The 18,822-nt window shown below is 64.8% G+C and carries 23 protein-coding genes and 1 tRNA gene; 17 read left to right on the top strand and 7 right to left on the bottom strand.

Annotated features, from left to right (window positions below; all coding sequences use genetic code 11):
- Positions 1-804, bottom strand: coding sequence for an SGNH/GDSL hydrolase family protein (locus QW845_RS24135; RefSeq protein ID WP_315804026.1), 804 nt, complete (start codon positions 802-804; stop codon positions 1-3).
- 77 nt (positions 805-881) lie between these two features.
- Here QW845_RS24135 and QW845_RS24130 point away from each other — a divergent pair, with 77 nt between their 5' ends.
- The 9 genes from QW845_RS24130 (at position 882) to QW845_RS24090 (ending at position 3,945) form a co-directional block, all read left to right on the top strand.
- Positions 882-1,538, top strand: a complete 657-nt coding sequence (locus QW845_RS24130; RefSeq protein WP_315804025.1) for a peptidoglycan-binding protein — start codon at positions 882-884, stop codon at positions 1,536-1,538.
- The gene (locus QW845_RS24125; protein ID WP_315804024.1) at positions 1,535-1,735 is read left to right on the top strand and encodes a hypothetical protein; all 201 of its coding nucleotides are present in this window, start codon (positions 1,535-1,537) and stop codon (positions 1,733-1,735) included. The genes QW845_RS24130 and QW845_RS24125 overlap by 4 nt, the downstream gene beginning before the upstream one ends.
- Before the next feature lie 57 nt (positions 1,736-1,792).
- Positions 1,793-2,317 (top strand): hypothetical protein, encoded by a 525-nt coding sequence (locus QW845_RS24120; protein WP_315804023.1) that lies wholly within the window; start codon positions 1,793-1,795, stop codon positions 2,315-2,317.
- A gap of 4 nt (positions 2,318-2,321) precedes the next feature.
- Positions 2,322-2,588 carry a hypothetical protein gene (locus QW845_RS24115; RefSeq protein ID WP_315804022.1) on the top strand — a complete coding sequence of 89 codons (267 nt, stop codon included), beginning with the start codon at positions 2,322-2,324 and terminating at the stop codon, positions 2,586-2,588.
- Positions 2,572-2,793, top strand: coding sequence for a hypothetical protein (locus tag QW845_RS24110; RefSeq protein ID WP_315804021.1), 222 nt, complete (start codon positions 2,572-2,574; stop codon positions 2,791-2,793). The genes QW845_RS24115 and QW845_RS24110 overlap by 17 nt, the downstream gene beginning before the upstream one ends.
- Positions 2,794-2,907: 114 nt before the next feature.
- Positions 2,908-3,201, top strand: a complete 294-nt coding sequence (locus QW845_RS24105) for a hypothetical protein (RefSeq protein ID WP_315804020.1) — start codon at positions 2,908-2,910, stop codon at positions 3,199-3,201.
- 18 nt (positions 3,202-3,219) lie between these two features.
- On the top strand, positions 3,220-3,438 hold the full coding sequence (locus tag QW845_RS24100) for a hypothetical protein (RefSeq protein WP_315804019.1): 219 nt from the start codon (positions 3,220-3,222) through the stop codon (positions 3,436-3,438).
- Positions 3,438-3,599: a hypothetical protein gene (locus QW845_RS24095; RefSeq protein WP_315804018.1), complete on the top strand. Its 162-nt coding sequence runs from the start codon at positions 3,438-3,440 to the stop codon at positions 3,597-3,599. Before QW845_RS24100 ends, QW845_RS24095 begins: the two co-directional genes overlap by 1 nt.
- Before the next feature lie 46 nt (positions 3,600-3,645).
- Positions 3,646-3,945 carry a hypothetical protein gene (locus QW845_RS24090; protein WP_315804017.1) on the top strand — a complete coding sequence of 100 codons (300 nt, stop codon included), beginning with the start codon at positions 3,646-3,648 and terminating at the stop codon, positions 3,943-3,945.
- A gap of 36 nt (positions 3,946-3,981) precedes the next feature.
- Here the strand turns inward: QW845_RS24090 and QW845_RS24085 are convergent, their stop codons facing one another.
- From QW845_RS24085 to QW845_RS24070, 4 genes are all read right to left on the bottom strand, one after another.
- Positions 3,982-4,242 (bottom strand): hypothetical protein, encoded by a 261-nt coding sequence (locus tag QW845_RS24085; RefSeq protein WP_315804016.1) that lies wholly within the window; start codon positions 4,240-4,242, stop codon positions 3,982-3,984.
- Positions 4,242-4,472 carry a hypothetical protein gene (locus tag QW845_RS24080; RefSeq protein WP_315804015.1) on the bottom strand — a complete coding sequence of 77 codons (231 nt, stop codon included), beginning with the start codon at positions 4,470-4,472 and terminating at the stop codon, positions 4,242-4,244. Before QW845_RS24080 ends, QW845_RS24085 begins: the two co-directional genes overlap by 1 nt.
- Positions 4,469-4,828: a hypothetical protein gene (locus QW845_RS24075; RefSeq protein WP_315804014.1), complete on the bottom strand. Its 360-nt coding sequence runs from the start codon at positions 4,826-4,828 to the stop codon at positions 4,469-4,471. The genes QW845_RS24080 and QW845_RS24075 overlap by 4 nt, the downstream gene beginning before the upstream one ends.
- 18 nt (positions 4,829-4,846) lie before the next feature.
- A tRNA-Ser gene (locus QW845_RS24070) sits at positions 4,847-4,940 on the bottom strand.
- A 748-nt stretch (positions 4,941-5,688) separates the two neighbouring features.
- Here QW845_RS24070 and QW845_RS24065 point away from each other — a divergent pair.
- Positions 5,689-7,218 (top strand): porin, encoded by a 1,530-nt coding sequence (locus tag QW845_RS24065; protein WP_315804013.1) that lies wholly within the window; start codon positions 5,689-5,691, stop codon positions 7,216-7,218.
- A 605-nt stretch (positions 7,219-7,823) separates the two neighbouring features.
- Positions 7,824-8,900 carry a hypothetical protein gene (locus tag QW845_RS24060; RefSeq protein WP_315804012.1) on the top strand — a complete coding sequence of 359 codons (1,077 nt, stop codon included), beginning with the start codon at positions 7,824-7,826 and terminating at the stop codon, positions 8,898-8,900.
- 64 nt (positions 8,901-8,964) lie between these two features.
- On the opposite strand, the gene QW845_RS24055 is transcribed toward QW845_RS24060, so the two are convergent.
- Positions 8,965-9,486 (bottom strand): MarR family winged helix-turn-helix transcriptional regulator, encoded by a 522-nt coding sequence (locus QW845_RS24055; protein WP_315804011.1) that lies wholly within the window; start codon positions 9,484-9,486, stop codon positions 8,965-8,967.
- Positions 9,487-9,886: 400 nt separating this feature from the next.
- On the opposite strand from QW845_RS24055, the gene QW845_RS24050 reads away from it, so the two are divergent.
- Together QW845_RS24050 and QW845_RS24045 are read left to right on the top strand one after the other, a co-directional pair.
- Positions 9,887-11,416 (top strand): porin, encoded by a 1,530-nt coding sequence (locus tag QW845_RS24050; RefSeq protein ID WP_315804010.1) that lies wholly within the window; start codon positions 9,887-9,889, stop codon positions 11,414-11,416.
- A 674-nt stretch (positions 11,417-12,090) separates the two neighbouring features.
- Positions 12,091-13,620, top strand: coding sequence for a porin (locus QW845_RS24045; protein ID WP_315804009.1), 1,530 nt, complete (start codon positions 12,091-12,093; stop codon positions 13,618-13,620).
- Positions 13,621-13,677: 57 nt separating this feature from the next.
- On the opposite strand, the gene QW845_RS24040 is transcribed toward QW845_RS24045, so the two are convergent.
- On the bottom strand, positions 13,678-16,032 hold the full coding sequence (locus tag QW845_RS24040) for a lytic transglycosylase domain-containing protein (RefSeq protein WP_315804008.1): 2,355 nt from the start codon (positions 16,030-16,032) through the stop codon (positions 13,678-13,680).
- Between the two features lie 333 nt (positions 16,033-16,365).
- On the opposite strand from QW845_RS24040, the gene dapA reads away from it, so the two are divergent.
- From dapA to QW845_RS24020, 4 genes are read left to right on the top strand one after another with little or no spacing between them, the layout of a single operon-like run.
- A complete protein-coding gene (dapA, locus tag QW845_RS24035; protein WP_315752947.1) occupies positions 16,366-17,256 on the top strand; it encodes a 4-hydroxy-tetrahydrodipicolinate synthase in 891 nt (296 codons plus the stop codon).
- 28 nt (positions 17,257-17,284) lie between these two features.
- Positions 17,285-17,701, top strand: coding sequence for a large conductance mechanosensitive channel protein MscL (gene mscL / locus QW845_RS24030; protein ID WP_315804007.1), 417 nt, complete (start codon positions 17,285-17,287; stop codon positions 17,699-17,701).
- 1 nt (position 17,702) lies between these two features.
- Complete coding sequence (gene smpB, locus QW845_RS24025; protein WP_315804006.1) at positions 17,703-18,176, top strand: SsrA-binding protein SmpB; 474 nt, start codon at positions 17,703-17,705, stop codon at positions 18,174-18,176.
- Positions 18,177-18,232: 56 nt separating this feature from the next.
- Complete coding sequence (locus tag QW845_RS24020) at positions 18,233-18,814, top strand: peroxiredoxin (protein ID WP_315804005.1); 582 nt, start codon at positions 18,233-18,235, stop codon at positions 18,812-18,814.
- Positions 18,815-18,822 lie beyond the last annotated feature (8 nt).

Here is an 18,822-nt window from a genome sequence, read left to right as displayed (position 1 = left end):
CTACTGCGCCAAGGTAAGGGCATCGCACGGCAATGACCGCGCGATGGCGTGCTCAATCGTCGTGATCCATGGCTTGTATCCTGCCGGTTTCAGATGAACGCCGTCGATCGTCGCATCGTCAGATGTAATTGCGGAGCGGACGTCGGCAAACTCCGCGCCGTTCTCGTGCGCGAGGTCGCGGATCATACGATCGATGTTCGCCGCCGCGTTCGGGTCGAAATAAGCCGTTAGCCCTCCATTCTGGATGGGCGGAATTCCGACAGCGATGATCTTCGGGGCGTGTTGGCGTGCCATCTGCAGGAGATCTTCGTAGTCGCGCCGGATATCGTACCTCACATGCTTGGCCGCGTCATTGGTCCCTAAGGCGATCACGATCAGGTCTGCATTCAGCGAAACGAAAAGCTCTCTGGCGACCTTGTGATAGGCCGCATGTGAAGCGGCGCTGATGCCGCCGATGCCGGCATTCACGACAGGTCGGCCGCAAATCGTGCTCGGCAGAAGCGCACCCTCGGTGATGCTGTCGCCGATGAACACGATCGGTCGATCCGCCTGAGCGAGGTGGCTTTTGATCATGAATAGGCGAACCTCGATCCGTCGATTTCCGAGGTCGTAAGGTGAGAGCAGGCGCACCTCGCGCGACGCATCGGAGAGCTCGGTGTCGATCTTCCTGGTCCGGTTGTCGATGGCTTCGAGCGACCGGTGCAGCTCTGCAACCGAAGATCGCGCGGCGTGAAATGACGCGAGGCTGGCCGCGGTGACGGCACATCCGATGACGACCAAAATGGCATTACGAATTGAGACCATAGTGCCTGAATACCACCACAATTGCCGAGCGTGCAACCCCGCCTTGTGGGCGGTCCACTGACACATGGAGAAAGCGAATGACCTGGCGTCTGGCGCGCGGGCTCGAGAAGCTGCGCGAGCAAGTCAACGAGGCATGGCCTGACAGATCGAAGAATAGCGACGGATCGGTCGGCGACACCTCGCATTCGGCGCGCGTCTCCGACCACAATCCGGACGCCGCCGGCGTGGTGCACGCGATCGACATCACCCACGATCCGCATGGCGGCCTCGACAGCTACGCCTTTGCCGATTTCCTGCTGCGCAAGCAGGACCATCGGCTGAAATACGTCATCTCCAATCGCCGCATCGGCTCTGGCCCGCGAGGGCCGCAGCCGGGTATCTGGCGGCCGTACACGGGCACCAATGCCCATGACCATCACTGCCATGTCTCGATCGTCTCCGGCGCGCTGGCGGACGACGTGAGCCCGTGGGCGATGCCCGAGGTGGCAGACATCGGTAGCCATGCCGCGGCGTCAGCGCCGGTCTATGTGCCGCCGCCCAGGACATTGCGGCGCGGCGACGACGGCCCCGACGTCGAATGGCTGCAGCAGCGGCTGGTCGCGCACGGCGCCGCGCTCGAGATCGACGGCGCGTTCGGCGCGGTCACCTACGCCGCTGTGCGCTCATTCCAGGGCCGCGCCAACCTCCATGCCGACGGCATCGTCGGGCCGATGACCTGGCGGGCGCTGGCATGAGCCGGCTGCTGGTCTATCTCGGCCTCCTCCTGATCGCCGGCGGCTTCGTCTGGCTCGGCGGCTGGCCGGTGCTGGTGCTTTACGTCGGCCTGGCTGCCGTCATCACCGGCGCCAACATCGACGACCATCTGCCCCGCGGGGCGCGCCGGCCACCCTGGCGGCCGACCACGCCACCTCCCACGCCGCGCAAGCGCTGATTGAATCTATCCGCCGCGCGACGGTCTCGCGCATTCCTGACATCATGAGGTTGTCCCGTGAAAGCTCTGCTCACGTTCCTGTTGCGCGCGCCGGTCTGGCGCTCGACCGCGTTCATCTTCGCCGCCGTTTTCGTGGCGACGCTGGTCGTCCTCGAATCCGGCGCGTTCGCCGGCGACGGCGCCGTGACCATTCCCTACGGCCAGTGGGTCTCCGACTGGATGCCGCTGATCGGCGCCTCGCTCGCCGCGCTGGTGACCTGGGGACTGCGCCAGCTGCCGGCCAACGTGGTCGCGCTGTTCGGCAATGCCCGCGTCGAGCTGCTGATCAACAATGCGATCGGCTATGGCCTCAACGCGGTCAAGGACGCCGCCAAAGGCAAGACGCTGTCGGTCGACGTCGGCAACAAGGTGCTGGCGGAAGCGCTGCAATACGCGGTCGAGAATGCGCCCGCCTGGCTGCTGTCATGGGCCGGCGGGCCCGAAGGTCTCGCCAAGAAGATCTTCGGCCGGCTCGACCTCGAGCCCGCGGCCGACGCCAGCGCGGTGAAGCTGGTGACCACGACGGCCAACGCCGGCGAGTAGGGCCGTGTTCACGGGAACGGCTGGCGCGGCACTGCTGACGGTGCTCGCGCCGATCCTCAAAGTCCTGTTCGAGGCCATGGGCCGGTCGTTCAACGACTGGCTGGCCGCGAAGCGCGCCGAGCAGACCAATCGCGAGCTGGGCGCGGCCAGGACCACATCCACCCTCAACCGGGAGACTGCCGATGCGGAGCGTCGCGCGAACCAGGTGGCCGTCGATCGGCCTGACATTGGGACTGTCGTTGCTGGCCTGGAGCGTGGCGACGCCTTCTAGCGCCATGGGCTCGTTTCCCCATGATGCACCCGACGTCGTCGTACAGACGCGCTGCCCGCCACTGCGCAGCTATGAGACCGAGCAGCTCAAGCGCGCCGGCGCCGAGCTGCGCGGCCTGCTGACGACCAACCCCAAGGCCGTCACGCCGGGCATGATCGCCGACTACAAGCTGCTGCGCGACCAGTGCCGGGCCTACGCGAAATGAAAGGCGGCATCGTCGGATACGCCGCCTTGGGCGTCTACGGCTTGCTCTGGCTCGCGGGGCTGCTGTGGGCCTTCGGCGAGACCATCGAACACTTCACGCCGTGAGGATGCACCGATGGCGAAACACCGACCGGCGCCGGCAGCCGTGATCGACGAGAGCGATGCGCACTGGCATCTCGACCGCAAGGTGCCGCTGGCCGTGATCCTGACGATCGTGATCCAGACCGGCGGCGTGGTGTGGTGGGGATCCTCCATCAACGCCCGCGTCGAGGCGCTCGAGCACAAGGCGGACCGGGCCGCGCCGCAGGGCGATCGCCTGACCCGCCTCGAGGAGCGCGTCGACACCATCAAGGACGGGGTGGCCGAGATCAAGGCCATCCTCCGGCCGACAGCCGTGCCCAAGCGCTGAAGCGGGCGGAGCCTGACCATGTACGACGACTTCCTGCACTTCGTCGCCGGCTGCCTGATCCTGTCTATCGTCTGCGTCGTCATGGATCATGCCGTCGATGCATTTGGCTTCTGGCGCGTTGCCGGTGCGATCGTCGTCGGACTGTGGCTGCTGAGCCGCGTGGCCGCATGGGACGAGAGGCGCCGAAGCTCGGCGAGATCTTTGCGGTCCCATTCGTGCAGCCCGGGAGGGGCGTGATGCGTAAGCCGCTCAAGCGCTCTCGCGAGGAGATCGAACAGCACCGCGCTAAAGAACGCGAAGAGGCTCTCGACGCGATCAGACACAGCGACGTTGCCCGGGGCCGCTTGGAAAGTTGGACCGGTGGGCGTGTCAAGCCTTTGATCTGTGATGACGAGTAACAACCGCGCCGGCCGGTCGCCGGCAAACCGGATGTGGAGTCGACAAATGAGCTATTCGTTCAGCGCCAAAGGCGCAACCAAGCTGGAAGCGAAGGCGGCTGTTGCCGAGGCATTCGACGCAGTCATCGCGACGCAGCCGATTCATGCGCGCGATAAGGAAGCCGCTCTGACGAATGCCGGCGCCGTCATCGACCTGCTCGCGGACGATGCGCCGGAGCATCACGTCATCTCGGTCAGCTGCAGCGGATCCCTCGGCTGGCGCGAAGCGCTTCGCGATGATGCCAGCAATCCGCTCAGCTCGGCCTCGGTCAGTGCGCAGGCCTGGTACATTCCGGCTTCGTCGTAGGATAGAGGTCCCCAGGCCTCTCACCAACCAAGTTGCTCAACGCCTCGCCCGGCCGCGCTTGCCCGCGTCGCCGGGCGTTTTGTTGGCGATCTCCTCGGCCATCGCGTCCATCAGCTTGCGCACGTCGGGAAGCTTCAGCCTGCCGTCGGACGGCCGCAGATATTCGCGCAGCGCCCGCAGCTGACGCGCGGCGATCTCCTCCTTCTCCAAGCTGGTCGCGGCCGCGCGGTAGGCGGCGAGATCGGCCATGAAATCGCGCGCCACCTTCGGCGGCAACTGGAGCGGCGGGCGCGCCATCAATGCCTCCGCCTGGCGCGCAGCGCGAGCGCGATCAGCTCCTGTTCGACGCCGTCCATCTCGGCGGGATCGATCGCAGGCGGCTCGGCGTCGCGCAGCGTGCCGTTGCAGAGCGGGCAGGGATCGCCCGGCGCGCCGCAGCGGCAGCCGCCGGCGCCGGTTGTCCAGGGGCGATCGGGATGGGCCTCGCAGACGAACCGGGCGCCCGCACATCGCAGACAGATCTTCATGACGAGTCGAGTCTGCCGAGGCGCTTCAGTTCCATGCGCGCCAGCGCCCGCGCCGCCGCCCTGGCCTCGGCGGCCGACGTGACGCCGCTCATCGAGATCGCCCGCCGGCCGGGGTTGTCGTCCCAGTAGAAATAGACCGAGGGCCGGCCGTCGGCGAAGCGCACCTCGAAGCTGCCGGTATCGGGAATGCCGGGCGGACTGTGCGGGATGATGCGGATCGGGTCGCCCTTCATGGCGCCGGCCGCGGGAACGGAGCGAGCACAGACTGTGCCGGGTTTTGTGTCAGTGGAAACCGCATCGATCCGCGCCATCCGCGCCAACTGCGGCCGGGCTTCGCCGGTCGCATCGATGGTCAAGTGCTTGAAAAGATTGGCTGGCGGAGACGGAGGGATTCGAACCCTCGATAGGGCTTTACAACCCTATAACGGTTTAGCAAACCGCCGCCTTCAGCCACTCGGCCACGTCTCCGGCGACGGTCGGTATGCCCGACGCCGCGCTGAGCCGCAAGCGGCAGATTGCATGCGGTTTCGAAATCCTCACAGGGCCGCGGCTTCGCCGGACCGGTGCGGGCGGTGGTCTTCACCTTCGGCTCATCGATCCGGGCTGGACCTGCCGTTTGATCGGCCGCGGTACGCGTCGAAGTCGACGGGCGGTGCGAGCCCTCTCGATGATCCCTGACGCGGAGGACCCCTAATATAGAGGGTCGTCTGCAGCAAAGGCGGCCGGCGGGAGGGGACGCAGACGCCAGCGTCCTCCAGCCCGATTCTCGTTCAGCGCGTGGCTGGATTTCTCGGCCCCGGCGCCTGACTTGGGGCGGGTTCCGGGCGGGCGAGTGCTCGCGGCCTTAAGCACCTCAAATTGCGTTGTGACAAAACGACAACATAAACAGCGACTTAGGTGTTCCCGCAGAACCACGGTTCCGTGCCTTTTGTGCAACACCGGTCCGAAAAGGCGCCGCTTGGGCGCCGCAATGATGGTTCCTTTGTTGCGTGTGCAAAGGCCTTCGGTAATTCTGCTCGCACGACGAAGGGGGGCATCCCGACGTCGTCCCGTTTAGGTCGTTCGCTCAAGTCCCTCGCGTTCATGCGGGTGTGTCCGATAGCGCGAAGCGGCTGAGCGACGGGTCGAAGAGGGATAACGGGTCCAACCCCAAGGGTGTCTCTCACCCAGCGGAGGCGGAACCTTCCCTGACTGAGCAACTTGGAGGTTTAACATTATGAACACGATCAAGAGCCTTGTCCTGGGCTCGGCGGCCGCTCTCGTCGCCATGTCCGGGGCTCAGGCAGCTGACCTTCCGATCAAGGCCAAGGCGGTCGAATATGTGAAGGTCTGCTCGCTTTACGGCGCTGGCTTCTACTACATCCCCGGCACCGACACCTGCATCAAGCTGGGCGGTTACCTGCGTGCTGAAACGTCGTTCGCCAGCAACGGCCAGTACAACAACGCGGTCAACGGCGTTGCCGGCGGCATGAACCGCCAGAGCAACTACTACTACAGCCGCGCTCGTCAGGACCTCAACATCGACACGCGCACCGCGACCGAGTACGGCGTGGTCCGCACCTTTGCTGACCTGACGTTCACCTGGACCAGCGGCACCTACGCTGGCTCGGGCTCGGCGACCGGCGCGACTGCCTACTCGACGGCTGGCGCTCCTGGCGCTCAGGCCGACGGCAACATCGCTCAGGGCGGCATTGGCGTGTACTACGCCTTCATCCAGTTCGCCGGCTTCACGATGGGTAAGGCCGTGTCGCAGTTCGACGCGCCCTGGACCAACTACCCGGGCAACAACTTCGACGGCCTGTGGGGCGGCGGCGGCACCGTGACCGGTGTCAACCAGTTCACCTACACCGCCGACTTCGGCTCGGGCATCACTGCGGCGATCTCGGCGCAGGACGCGAGCCAGTACTACACCACCAACATGTGGAACGTGTCGGGCATCACCGCGGCCAGCATCATCGGCGGTTCGTACGGCACCAACACCTTCGGTGGCAACGTGTCCCCGGACATCGTCGGCATGGTTCGTGTCGACCAGGCTTGGGGTCTGTTCCAGGCGTCGTTCGCGGCGCATGACAACCACACCGGCTACTACGGCGCCACCGAGCTCACCGGTCACCCGGCTGACAAGTGGGGCTGGGCTGCTCAGCTGGCCCTGTCGATCAAGAACATCCCGACCGGCCCCGGCGACACCATCAACATCCAGGGCGTCTACACCAACGGTGCGAGCCGCTACAACGCTCAGAGCCTGGTGCCGACCACCTACGCGATGTACGGCGGCAGCAGCACGGCTGGTGTCTACGGCACGCTCGGCTTCGCTGGCGTCAGCGACTCGGTCTTCGTGACCGGCGGTGAGCAGCAGCTGACCACGACCTACGGTATGCGCGGTGCGTACACCCACAACTGGAACCCGGCCTGGAACACCGCGATCTACGGTTCGTGGGCTGCCGTGTCCTACAACAGCACTGCCAAGGGCCTGATCTGCGGCAGCGCGGCGATGGGTGCGATCGCGGGCGCAGGCTTCACCTGCAACCCCGACTTCAACATCTCCTCGCTGGGCTTGATCACCCGCTGGACCCCGGTCAAGAACCTGACCTTCTCGGCCGACGTGGCCTGGACCAACCTCGACCAGAAGTACTCGGGCAACATTGTTTCCCCGGCTACGACCACGACTTCCAAGCCGGCTGCGGTCTATCAGCTCAAGGACCAGAACTCGGTGTCCTTGCTGCTCCGCGCTCAGCGCAACTTCTGATCCTGATCGTCTGATCGGGTTCAAGAGCCCCCGGCAGGAAACTGCCGGGGGTTTTTGCTTGTGTGCGGGCGCTCATTCCGGAGTGACTCCGGGTCCGGTGCGCTCGAGAAGCGATCGATGCCAGATCGATGGATCGAGCCAATTGAGCAGAGCTTCGATTGCCTGTAGCTCGAAAGTCGCATTCGTTTCAGTAGGTTGGCTGCACGCTGGTATTTTTTTTAAAAATGGTGTTGAAAACAGATGAGTTGATAAGCTAATTTTCTCATGCCTGAGTAATCATTCGTCCTCGTGAGGACGACACCGCAGACGCAAGACGACGATCATACGATGTTAGACTCCAGGAAGCCTCCGGCGATGCCCCGCCGGAGGCTTTTTCACATCGGGATCTCCTCGGCACCCAAGATCTGACATTGCCTCTCGATTGCAGAGCCTCAGCGTGATCTCCGCAGGCGCGTGCCATCAGCGCATACATCCATCGTCTCACTAAAAATCGTTGTGCATCGGCTTGACCGGGAAATGCCGGATGGTCACCATGACCGTCAGATGACGGGGCCACACCGTCACGCCAGTGAGGAATGTGTCCAAAGATGAGTTCGGAAGGCTCTGTGGGAGTGCTGCGTCCGTGGTCCGAGCAAGACGACCTGGCGGGCGCCATCACGCGGCTGCTGGAAGCGCGGCCCGAGGGCCGGGCCGAGCTTGCGGAATGTCTGGCGGTTGCGCAGCGGATCGACGCCAGCGACGACGAGTCCTGGTATCGCGAGTGGATGCAATGCGCGGACGCCATGAAGGCTGCCGCCGCCGACGCCGTGAGCAGCGGTCGTCCCGAGCTGGCGTTTCGCAAATGGTCGCGCGCAGTGGATTGTTATGAGGCTGCGGCCTGTCCGTTCAGCAGCTCGCGTTCCCGCCAGGACGTCGTGCTGTCCCGCATGCGCGAATGTGCGCGCGAATTCCTGCGCTGTGCCGATCCGCAAGGAGAGGTCGTCACAATCCACTGGCGCGCCGACTATCCGCTCGAAGCCTATTTCCTGCCGGCGCGTGGCGAGGCGGGCAGGGCGCCCACCGTCATCTGCATCGGTGAGCCCGGCCGTCGCAAGGAAACGTCGCTGTTCAAGCTTGCAGCCCATGCGGAGCAGCGCGGCTTGGCGCTGCTGGTGGTCGATCTGCTGGGCAGCGGACCGGACTGCCGCTTCGAGGAGATCGTCGGCCGTCGCGATCTCGAATCGGCCATCGCGAGCGTGACGGACTACGTGACGTCCCGCGATGACGTGGACGAAGGCCGGATCGCGATTCTGGCCGACGACTGGAGTTCGTCCTTTGTCGCGCGCGGCATCGCACTCGATCCGCGTTATGCTGCGGCGGTCTGCGACGCCGGCTTGTGGGATATTCACGAGCGTGTCTTCCTGTCGCGCCGACCCGGTGCGTGTGAGCGGGGCAGGCCGCCGATCGCGACGGAAGGGCTGGCGGCGCGGCAGATCATGTGTCCGCTGCTGGTGACGGTGCCGGAGCGTGGCTGGCTTCGAGCCGACATCGCAACCCGGCTGATCGCGCAGATCAAGCGCGAGCACCCGGACATCACTCTGAAGATCGTCTCCAGCGCGGGCGCCGATTGGCTCGAAGCCGATGCCTTCGTCTTCGACTGGATCGCGAGGCGTCTGGCGGGGTCTCAGCGGCCTCCAGGCTGACGCGACCGCATGTCTGGGCCCGCTGCCTGCAAGAGGCGGTCGGGCCGTGACCGCCTCTTGGGCCTCAGAGCCCCATCGTGAGTCGCGCGCTGGCCTTCTCGAAACGGTCCTTGAGGCCAGCCAGCTTGTCCGTGAAGGTCGCCAGCTCGCGAGCGTCGAATTCCTCGAAGATGAAGCTGAAGATCTGCGCCTGCTGGGCTTCCAGCTCGGCGAACTGCTCCGATGTCTTGGTGGTGAGCGACATCCGGACCACGCGTGCATCGTTGGGGGCGGGCTTGCGTTCCATGAAGCCCTTCTTCTCCAGCAGCTTCGACTGCGTCGTGACGAACGAAGGGTCGACGTGCAGCCGCTTGGCCGCCGCATTCACGGCGACTCCCTCGCCTTGATCCAGCTCGGAGATCGCCATCAGGATCATCCATTGCGGGCCACTGATGCCGATTCGCTTGGCCCAGAAGTACCTCAGCTCCTCCAGATGGACGTTGATCGTGGAGATCTCCCTGGCGAAGCGAAGAATGGCGTCGCGATTCTTCGGCAGATGTTCGGCAGTCTGCGGTTGCGCGTCCGCTTCCACAGGTGCGGCAGACATGTTCTTCAAGGGCGCCATTGCTCAGGAGTTCCAGTACGAAGCTCGACCCTAAAGAAAAAAAATCCGCAACAAAATCACTTATCTAGGAGGACATGCGCCGTCCCCCGTGCGCTGCACAACAAGCTGCCATTGTGTTGCCCTCAAGACACATTTCGGCTTCATTCAATTACCTGACTGCATAAACTATTTTGCTTACCGAATGAGCGAAGGCATAGTTCCTGACGACGGTGGGGGGTTACTCGATCGTCCCGTGACAGGTGGTTCGCTTAAGTCCCTCGCGTGATGCGGGTGTGTCCGATGGCGCGAAGCGGCTGAAGCGGTTTTTCGGGAGCAGAGGAAGCGGATCGTCCTGGGGGATCTTGGTCCGGTTCTTTCTCAAAAGAGCAACTTGGAGGTTTAAATGAAGACGGTTAAGAGCCTTGTCCTCGGCTCGGCGGCAGTTCTGCTCGCCATGTCCGCGGCTCAGGCGGCCGACCTTCCGATCAAGGCCAAAGCGGTCGAGTATGTGAAGGTTTGCTCCCTGTATGGTGCGGGCTTCTACTACATTCCCGGCACCGACACCTGCATCAAGCTCGGTGGCTATCTCCGTGCTGAAACGGCGATCGGCACGAACAGCGACTTCAACGGCACGTACAGCGGCCAGGGTGGTGCGCATAACCGCCTGAGCAACTACTACACGGCCCGCGCTCGTCAGGACATCAACATCGACACGCGCACGGCGACCGAGTACGGCGTGGTCCGTACCTTCGCTGACCTGACCTTCAGCTGGACCTCCGGCGGCTATGCCGGCACGGGTTCGGCCACCGGTGCTACCGCTTACTCGACCGCTGGTGCGCCGGGCGCACAGGCCGACGGCAATATCGCGCAGGGCTCGGTCGGCGTGTACTATGCCTTCATCCAGTTCGCCGGCTTCACCATGGGTAAGGCTGTGTCGCAGTTCGACACGCCCTGGGTCAACTATCCGGGCAACAACTTCGACGGTCTCGCCGGCGGCGGCGGCACGGTCACCGGCGTCAATCAGTTCAGCTACACTGCTGACTTCGGCTCCGGCATCACGGCCTCGGTCTCGGCTCAGGATGCGAGCGCCTACTACCAGAACAACCTCTGGAACGTGGCGGGTTCGACGGCGGCTGGCGTGATCGGTGGTGCTTACGGCACCAGCAACTACGGTGGCAACGTCTCTCCGGACTTCGTCGGCATGGTCCGTGTCGACCAGGCCTGGGGTCTGTTCCAGGCGTCGTTCGCGGCGCATGACAACCACGTCGCTTACTACGGCGCGTCCGAGACCTCCGGCCACCCGGCCGACAAGTGGGGCTGGGCGGCTCAGCTGGCCCTGTCGATCAAGAACATCCCGACCGGACCTGGCGACACGATCAACGTGCAGGGCGTCTACACCAACGGTGCGAGCCGCTACAACATCCAGAGCCTGATGCCGAACAACTACGCGATGTACGGCAGCACGGGTCTGGCTGGCGCCTACCAGAGCATCGGCTTTGCCGGTGTGGGCGACTCGGTCTTCACGACCGGTGGTGAGCAGCAGCTGACCACGACCTACGGTATGCGCGGTGCGTACACCCACAACTGGAATCCGGCCTGGAACACTGCGATCTACGGGTCGTGGGCTGCCGTCCGCTACAATGGCACGGCCAAGGGCCTGATCTGCACCAGCCCGGGCGTTGTCGCGGCCTTCAACGCGGGTTCGACCTGTAATCCGGACTTCGATCTGGCCACCCTCGGCTTGATCACGCGCTGGACCCCGGTCAAGAACCTGACCTTCTCGGCTGACTTCGCCTACTCCTGGCTCGACCAGAAGCACTCCGGTTCGGTCACCGCTCCGGCTGCTGCTGCTGTCGCGAAGCCGGCCGCGGTGTACGAGCTGAAGGATCAGCAGTCGGCTGTGCTGCTGCTCCGCGCTCAGCGCAACTTCTGATCCAGATCGTCTGACGACGGTTTGACGAACCCCCGGCAGGCAACTGCCGGGGGTTTTTCTTTGCCTCGCCAGCGCGTGCTCCAGCGCCGAGATCCGCATTCCTCGCCGCTCCGCTCTGTCGCTGACAAACATGCTGCAGACCCGCCCGAGAACCACACCGCGCGGCCACGCGACGGAGTGCGATCTGGATGGAATTTCGCGACCGCCTCGTGGCCATCCGGCTCAAACATGCGTGAGAGGCGGTCGGCGGGGTCGTTCGGTTCGACCGCACGTTTGAGCCAAGCTTGGCCTGCGTGATCCCGGGCAGGCGAGGGCCCGTGTCACGATCGCCGGGATGACAGAGCCAGAAAATTGGAACCTCGCGCTCGCCGCGCTTCTCGACGTGCGTCCTGCTGCATTCCCGCCACGAGCGCGACACGCATTCGGCGGCGAAAGTCTTCCCTGACACATTACTCTTGGGGATCTGGCGACCGTGTGCCGTGCCGCGGCCGCGCCACATGCGTGATCCGGCCGGTCACGAGAATGGTCCGATAAAGCACCAACTCTGCCTCGCGATCGTTCCCACTGCAACGCTATGCGCGAGCACTGTGGTGCAGCTGGAGACGGGCTGACCGTTGGGGCGGTCGTTCGATGTCGAGCCGGGCCGGTCTGAACTGAGCAATTTGGAGGTTAGTATGAAGACTGTGAGGAGCCTTGTTCTGGGCTCAGGGGCGGCGTTGCTCGCCATGGGTGGGGCTCAGGCCGCCGACCTTCCGATCAAGGCCAAAGCGGTCGAGTATGTCAGGGTCTGCTCGATGTACGGCGCCGGATTTTTCTACATTCCGGGTACCGACACCTGCATCAAGCTCGGCGGCTACCTGCGTGCCGAGGCCGGCTTCGGTACGAATACGATCTTCCAGAATGCCGTGAACGGCGTCGCCGGCGGGCGAAATCGTCTCAGCAACTACTACACGACGCGTTCGCGCGCCGACCTCAACATCGACACCCGCACCGCGACCGAATATGGCGTCGTGCGTACCTTCTTCGACGGTGTCTTCCAGTGGACCGGGGGCAGCTATGCCGGGACCGGCTCCCCCACGGGCGCAACCGCCTATTCGACGGCGGGCGCGCCTGGAGCGCAGGCTGACGGCAACATCGCGCAAGGCGGGATCGGCGTCTTCTATGCCTTCATCCAGTTCGCCGGCTTCACCATGGGTAAGGCCGTGTCGCAGTTCGACGCACCCTGGGCCAACTACCCCGGCAACAATTTCGACGGTCTGACCGGCGGCGGCGGCACCATCACCGGCGTCAACCAGTTCACCTATACCGCGGACTTCGGCTCGGGCATCACGGCCGCGATCTCGGCCCAGGATGCGACGCAGTATTCGCAGTCGCAGATCTGGAATACGGCGGGACAGACGGCCGCCGGCGTGCTCACCGGCAGCTATGGCACGTCGAATTTCGGCGGCAACGTCGCGCCCGACATCGTCGGCATGGTGCGCGTCGATCAGGCCTGGGGCCTGTTCCAGGCGTCCTTCGCGGCGCACGACAACCACGCCGCCTTCTTCGGTGCCAACGAGACGACCGGGCATCCCGCCGACAAATGGGGCTATGCCGGTCAGCTCGCCCTGTCGATCAAGAACATCCCGACCGGCGCCGGCGACACCATCAATCTGCAGGGCGTCTACACCAACGGTGCCAGCCGCTACAACTTCCAGAGCCTCGCGCCGATCAACTACGCGATGTACGGCGGCAGCAACATGGCGGGGGCTTTCCAGAGCCTGGGCTTCGCGGGCGTGTCGGATTCGGTGTTCGGGGCGAATACCCAGCAGCAGCTGACGACGACCTACGGCTTGCGCGGCGCCTTCACCCACAACTGGGATCCGGCTTGGAACACCGCGGTGTACGGCTCATGGAGCGCCGTGCGCTATAATGCGACAGCGAAGGGCCTGATCTGCAACGGTGCGGGCATGGTCGCTCTCGGCATCGTCGGTGCGAACTGCAACCCGGACTTCAACATCTCGACTCTGGGTGTGATCACGCGCTGGACGCCGGTCAAGAATCTGACCTTCTCGGCTGACGTCGCCTGGACCCGGCTGGATCAGAAGTTCGCGGGCGTCGCCAATGCGCCGGCGGTTGCGGCGGTTGCCAAACCGGCCACGACCTATCAGCTGAAGGACCAGGATTCGGTCTCGCTGCTGCTGCGCGCTCAGCGCAACTGGTGATGAGAGGCGAATAGGGAGTAGCGAATAGCGATTGACGACGATCCGATGTCGGTTTCGCTACTCCACCACAGCGCCGCGGCGCAGATCGGCCTCGATCTGTAGCCGCGAGCCGCCGCCGAAGCGGGCGCGATAGACCTGCAGGTTCTCCATCACCCGCTGCACGTAGTTGCGGGTCTCCGCGAACGGGATCAGCTCGACCCAATCCACCGCGTCCACCTTCGGATCGCGCGGATCGCCATAGCGTTCGACCCATTTCCGTACGCTGCCGCGGCCGGCATTGTAGGCCGCGAACGTCATGATGTACGAGCCGCGATAGTCCTCGAGCAGGCCGCCGAGCTCGGCCGCGCCGAGCTGCGCGTTGTAGACCGGATCGGTCTTCATCCGGTTCAGATCGAAGCTGACGCCCGCGCGCTTGCAGACGTAGCGGCCGGCATCCGGCGTGACCTGCATCAGCCCATAGGCCTGGGCCGGCGAGACCACCGCCTGGTTGAAGGCACTCTCCTGACGCGCGATCGAGAAGACCACGCTCGGCTCGACCTCCGGTCCGAGCGAGCGGAACGCAGGAATGCCCGTGACCGGATAGGCGTAATGATCGAACGGCAGCCCGCGATTGAGCGCGGCCTTGCCGACCAGCAGCATCGCCCGCGCATCGCTGTTTCGCGCGGCGGCTTCCGCGATTCCGACCAGGACGTCGGGGTCGCCGTTGTCGCCCATATCGGCGAAGATCGGGATCGCGACCTCGCCCTCGTCGAGCTCGTACAGCAGTTGCACCGCGCGCACCACCTCGAGCCGCTCGACACCGCGCCCGCGGCCGCTCGGCGCAGCATTGAGGCCGAGCTGCGGCAGGCCGAGCTTCGCCCGCGCCAACTGGCCGTAATAGCTCGTGGACTGCTCGGCCGCCGACATATAGGCCGCGCGCGCCTCCTGCATGCGCCCCATCGCTTCTGCCGCGCGGCCCTGCCAATAACCGGCCCGCGCCAGGGTGGTCGGATTGACGCTGCCGACGCCGATGCGCGCGAAGTGCTGGGCCGCCGTGGCCGGATCGTTGAGGAAGCGCAACGCGATCCAGCCGGCGGTGAATTCCTGCTCGGTCTTGTAGATGTCGCGGTTCGGCAGCGCCGCGTCGCGGGCGATCAGATAGGCGCTCTTATATTCGCCGGTGTCGATCATCTTGCGCGCCAGCAGCCGGCGCTCGATCCACCATTCGTCCAGATTGTGCAGGCGGCCGGGATCCCTGGGCGCGCTGAGCATCAACTGCGCCGCCTCGGCGAACTTCTCGTCGCGCCGCAGCACCTGGATGCGGCTGAAGATGTAGCCGGCATCGCCGTGCAGCTCGCGCGGCACGGCATCGAGCAGGCTCTGGCTGTTGGAGGCTTTGCGGTAGGTCGCGATTCGCGCCTTTGCGAGCGCCACGTGGCCCGAGCCGAGCCGCCGTGCAGCGCGCATCGCCGCCTCGTGCTCGCTGCCATACAGCAGTGTGTCCATCCGCGCCTTGTGATCGCCGCCCGATAGAAGGGCGCCGTACTGGTCCAGGATGTTGTTCTCGGTCTCCTCGGACATCGCGTCGTTGCGCCAGGCATCGCGCACCAGGCGCTCGGCGTTGGCGCGGTCGCCGCGATTGAGCATCACCCGGGCCAGCGCGAACTTGCCCTTCGCCGACAGCGGCGATTCGTTCTCGAACCACGACCAGACCACGGAATCGTCGCGCTTGTCGTCCCACAACGCGGCCTCGAGCCGGCGGCGCAGGAAGGTCTGCGACGGCCAGGACGGATTGGCGGTAATGAATGCGCGATAGCGCTCGACGCTGGCATTGTTGTTGTCGCTGCGCAGGATCACCCATTCGGCGAGCTTCCGCGCGACGGGATCCGAGATCGCCTGCACGACCTCGTTGGCGTCGCCGGGCTTGCGCTTGCGGACGAGCTCGATCACGTTTTCGAGCGCCTCCTTGTCGGATTGCGAGGTCGATGACGTCGCAGCGATCGCAGCCGGCACCACGGGCTTGCGGGAGGCGGGCAGGGCGGCATGCTGGCGGACCGGCAGGGCCGCAGCCGCGGCACCGGGCGTGATGTCCCTTGGCGCCGCGCCGGCGCCTTTGGGAGTGTTCTTGATCTCGGCCTTCGCCTCGGCGTGCGCGTCGACCTTGCTCTTCGTCCCGGCCGCCTCGTTGGTGTTCGTCTTGGGGACCGCGCCGCGCGCGATCGGACGCGCCTTCGGCACGGGAACCTTGGCCGTATGAGCCTTGGATGCCGAAACCTTGGACTCTGAAACCTTGGACTTGGCAGCCTGGTCCTTGGCGAGGGCGCCATGTCCGGCGAGAGCCCATCCGAGTGTCAGGCCGGCGGCCAAGGACACCGAGAGTGACACCGACAGGGCGGTCGATCGCAATGCAGTGGCGCGGGCAGAAAAGGGCACGGCGTTCCTTTTGCGGCGGATGACTTCGATCCCCTGACCAACATGGGTCTATCGAAAAGGTGAACAAATCCTAAATATACAGGGAAGGATTGCAACCTGCGCCAACACCGCGGCGAAATCACGACCGAAGGGCGGCGTGTGGCCGGCCCGGGGGTTCCGAGAAGCGTGGTTGCCCGGTGCGGAGTGTGCGGGCCGGGCTGTCGCGGGGGCGGCAGGGCGATTCGTGTGCCTGTTGAGAAGGCAGCCCAACCGCGGGCGGGCCTTCCGCCCCGTCGGTAGACCCGGTATGAAGTGGCTCGCACAGGGGCCAAACGGCGTTTGGGAGGGAGTTTCATGGCAGCCAAGACGAATTTCCGGGGTTCTTTCACCGCCTTGGTCACTCCTTTCAAGAACGGGTCCGTCGACGAGGCCGCCTTCCGAAGCCTGGTGAACTGGCAGATCGACGAGGGCACCAACGGCCTCGTGCCGGTCGGCACGACGGGCGAGAGCCCGACGCTCAGCCATGACGAGCACAAGCGGGTGGTCGAGTGGTGCATTGCCGAGGCCCGGGGACGCGTGCCGGTCGTCGCCGGCGCCGGCTCCAATTCGACCAAAGAGGCGGTCGAGCTCGCCCAGCACGCCGAGAAGGCGGGGGCGGACGCGGTGCTGGTGGTGACGCCCTATTACAACAAGCCCACGCAGGAAGGCCTGTATCAGCACTTCAAGGCGATCAACGACGCTATCGGCATTCCGATCATCATCTACAACATTCCGCCGCGCTCGGTGATCGACATGTCCGTCGACACCATGAAGCGCCTGTTCGAGCTGAAGAACATCGCCGGCGTGAAGGACGCCACCGCCAGCATGGTGCGGGTGTCGCAGCAGCGCGCCGCGATGGGCGAGGAGTTCAACCAGCTCTCGGGCGAGGATGCGACGATCATCGGCTACATGGCGCATGGCGGCCATGGCTGCATCTCCGTCACGTCGAACGTCGCGCCGCGGCTGTGCTCGGAATTCCACCAGGCCTGGCAGAAGGGCGATGTCGCCACCGCGCTGAAGATCCACGACAAGCTGATGCCGCTGCACACCAACCTGTTCATCGAGTCCAACCCGGCGCCGGTGAAATACGCGTTGTCGCTGCTCGGCAAGATCGAGGAGAAGCTGCGGCTGCCGATGGTGCCGGTGTCGGAGCCGACCCGGGTCGCGGTGCGCGAGGCGATGGTTCATGCCGGACTGATCAACTGAGCCGACGTATCTTGAGGGGGATGCGAGCATGTTGAAGGAATTCCGTGAATTCGCGATGAAGGGCAACGTCGTCGACCTCGCGGTCGGCGTCATCATCGGCGCGGCGTTCGGCGCCATCGTCAACTCGCTGGTCGGCGACGTCATCATGCCGATCATCGGCGCGGTCACCGGCGGCCTTGATTTCTCCAACTACTTTATCCCGCTGTCCAAAGCGGTAAGTGCCGGCAACCTTGCCGATGCGAAGAAGCAGGGTGCGGTGCTGGCCTATGGCAGCTTCCTGACGATCACGCTGAACTTCGTGATCGTTGCCTTCGTTCTTTTCATCGTCATCCGGCTGATGAACACGTTGAAGCGGAAGCAGGAGGCTGCGCCGGCTGCTCCGCCGAAGCCCACACCCGAGGTCGAGCTTCTGACCGAAATCAGGGATCTCCTGAAGAAGGCCTGACGTGGCAGACAAGAACGAGCCCAAGATCACCGTCGCCGCAGAGAACCGCAAGGCGCGGTTCAATTATGCGATCGAGGACACCATCGAGGCCGGCATCGCGCTGACCGGCACGGAGGTGAAGTCGGTCCGCAGCGGCAAGTCGACGATCGCGGAATCCTATGCGGATTCGCGCGACGGCGAGATCTGGCTGATCAACGCCAACATTCCCGAATATCTGCAGGCCAACCGCTTCAATCACGAGCCGAAGCGGCCGCGCAAGCTGCTGCTGCATCGCAAGCAGATCAACAAGCTGATGGGCGCGGTCGAGCGCGAAGGCATGACGCTGATCCCGCTCAAGCTCTATTTCAACGAGCGTGGCCGCGCCAAGCTGCTGCTCGCCGTCGCCAAGGGCAAGAAGCTGCACGACAAGCGCGAGAGCGAAAAGAAGCGCGATTGGGGCCGCGAGAAGGGCCGGCTGCTGCGGGCGCGCGGCTAACGAGACCTTTGCCGCGCGCTCCTCGGCGGCACGCCTGAGCCTTGGGACAGCATCCGATGAATCAGAAGAACCTCTTGGATGTCGACTGGAGCCGGATTCCGGCTCCGACCGACGACGGCGCAGCCGATCATCTGGTCGGGACGATCATTCCCGCGATCGGACTGCGTGCCACCGACGACACGCTGGTCACGTTGTCCGATCTGCCGGGACGGACCGTCGTGTTCGCGTATCCGCGGACCGGCGAACCCGGCAAGGTGTCGCTGGTCGAGGACTGGGACATGATCCCGGGTGCGCGCGGCTGCACGCCGCAGACCTGCAGCTTCCGCGACCTGTTCGGCGAGTTGAAATCGGCAGGCGCCGCGCATGTGTTCGGCCTGTCGACGCAGAGCAATGCCTATCAGACCGAGATGGCCTCGCGCCTGCACCTGCCGTTTCCGGTGCTGTCGGACGAAAAGCTCGAGCTGACCAATGCCCTGCGGTTGCCGACCATGGAGATCGCCGGGCTGACCATGATCAAGCGGCTTGCCATGATCGTGGACGACGCCTGCATCACCCACGTGTTCTATCCGGTGTTTCCTCCGGACAGGAACGCGGGCGACGTGCTGGCGTGGCTGAAGGACAACCGCGTCGCCGCGTGAGGATGGGG

This window comes from Bradyrhizobium sp. SZCCHNS3002, from assembly GCF_032377435.1.
Taxonomy (GTDB): Bacteria; Pseudomonadota; Alphaproteobacteria; order Rhizobiales; family Xanthobacteraceae; genus Bradyrhizobium.
This window is presented reverse-complemented; position numbering and strand designations above follow the sequence as displayed.

Bases quoted from the DNA above. Each gene is read 5' to 3' on its own strand.
- QW845_RS24105 (WP_315804020.1), top strand. From the start codon at position 2,908: ATGGCGAAACACCGACCGGCGCCGGCAGCCGTGATCGACGAGAGCGAT.
- QW845_RS24020 (WP_315804005.1), top strand. From the start codon at position 18,233: ATGAATCAGAAGAACCTCTTGGATGTCGACTGGAGCCGGATTCCGGCT.
- QW845_RS24135 (WP_315804026.1), bottom strand. From the start codon at position 804: ATGGTCTCAATTCGTAATGCCATTTTGGTCGTCATCGGATGTGCCGTC.
- QW845_RS24125 (WP_315804024.1), top strand. From the start codon at position 1,535: ATGAGCCGGCTGCTGGTCTATCTCGGCCTCCTCCTGATCGCCGGCGGC.
- mscL (WP_315804007.1), top strand. From the start codon at position 17,285: ATGTTGAAGGAATTCCGTGAATTCGCGATGAAGGGCAACGTCGTCGAC.
- QW845_RS24050 (WP_315804010.1), top strand. From the start codon at position 9,887: ATGAAGACGGTTAAGAGCCTTGTCCTCGGCTCGGCGGCAGTTCTGCTC.
- QW845_RS24045 (WP_315804009.1), top strand. From the start codon at position 12,091: ATGAAGACTGTGAGGAGCCTTGTTCTGGGCTCAGGGGCGGCGTTGCTC.
- QW845_RS24085 (WP_315804016.1), bottom strand. From the start codon at position 4,242: ATGGCGCGCCCGCCGCTCCAGTTGCCGCCGAAGGTGGCGCGCGATTTC.
- QW845_RS24095 (WP_315804018.1), top strand. From the start codon at position 3,438: ATGCGTAAGCCGCTCAAGCGCTCTCGCGAGGAGATCGAACAGCACCGC.
- QW845_RS24090 (WP_315804017.1), top strand. From the start codon at position 3,646: ATGAGCTATTCGTTCAGCGCCAAAGGCGCAACCAAGCTGGAAGCGAAG.
- QW845_RS24130 (WP_315804025.1), top strand. From the start codon at position 882: ATGACCTGGCGTCTGGCGCGCGGGCTCGAGAAGCTGCGCGAGCAAGTC.
- QW845_RS24055 (WP_315804011.1), bottom strand. From the start codon at position 9,486: ATGTCTGCCGCACCTGTGGAAGCGGACGCGCAACCGCAGACTGCCGAA.
- QW845_RS24080 (WP_315804015.1), bottom strand. From the start codon at position 4,472: ATGAAGATCTGTCTGCGATGTGCGGGCGCCCGGTTCGTCTGCGAGGCC.
- QW845_RS24100 (WP_315804019.1), top strand. From the start codon at position 3,220: ATGTACGACGACTTCCTGCACTTCGTCGCCGGCTGCCTGATCCTGTCT.
- QW845_RS24065 (WP_315804013.1), top strand. From the start codon at position 5,689: ATGAACACGATCAAGAGCCTTGTCCTGGGCTCGGCGGCCGCTCTCGTC.
- dapA (WP_315752947.1), top strand. From the start codon at position 16,366: ATGGCAGCCAAGACGAATTTCCGGGGTTCTTTCACCGCCTTGGTCACT.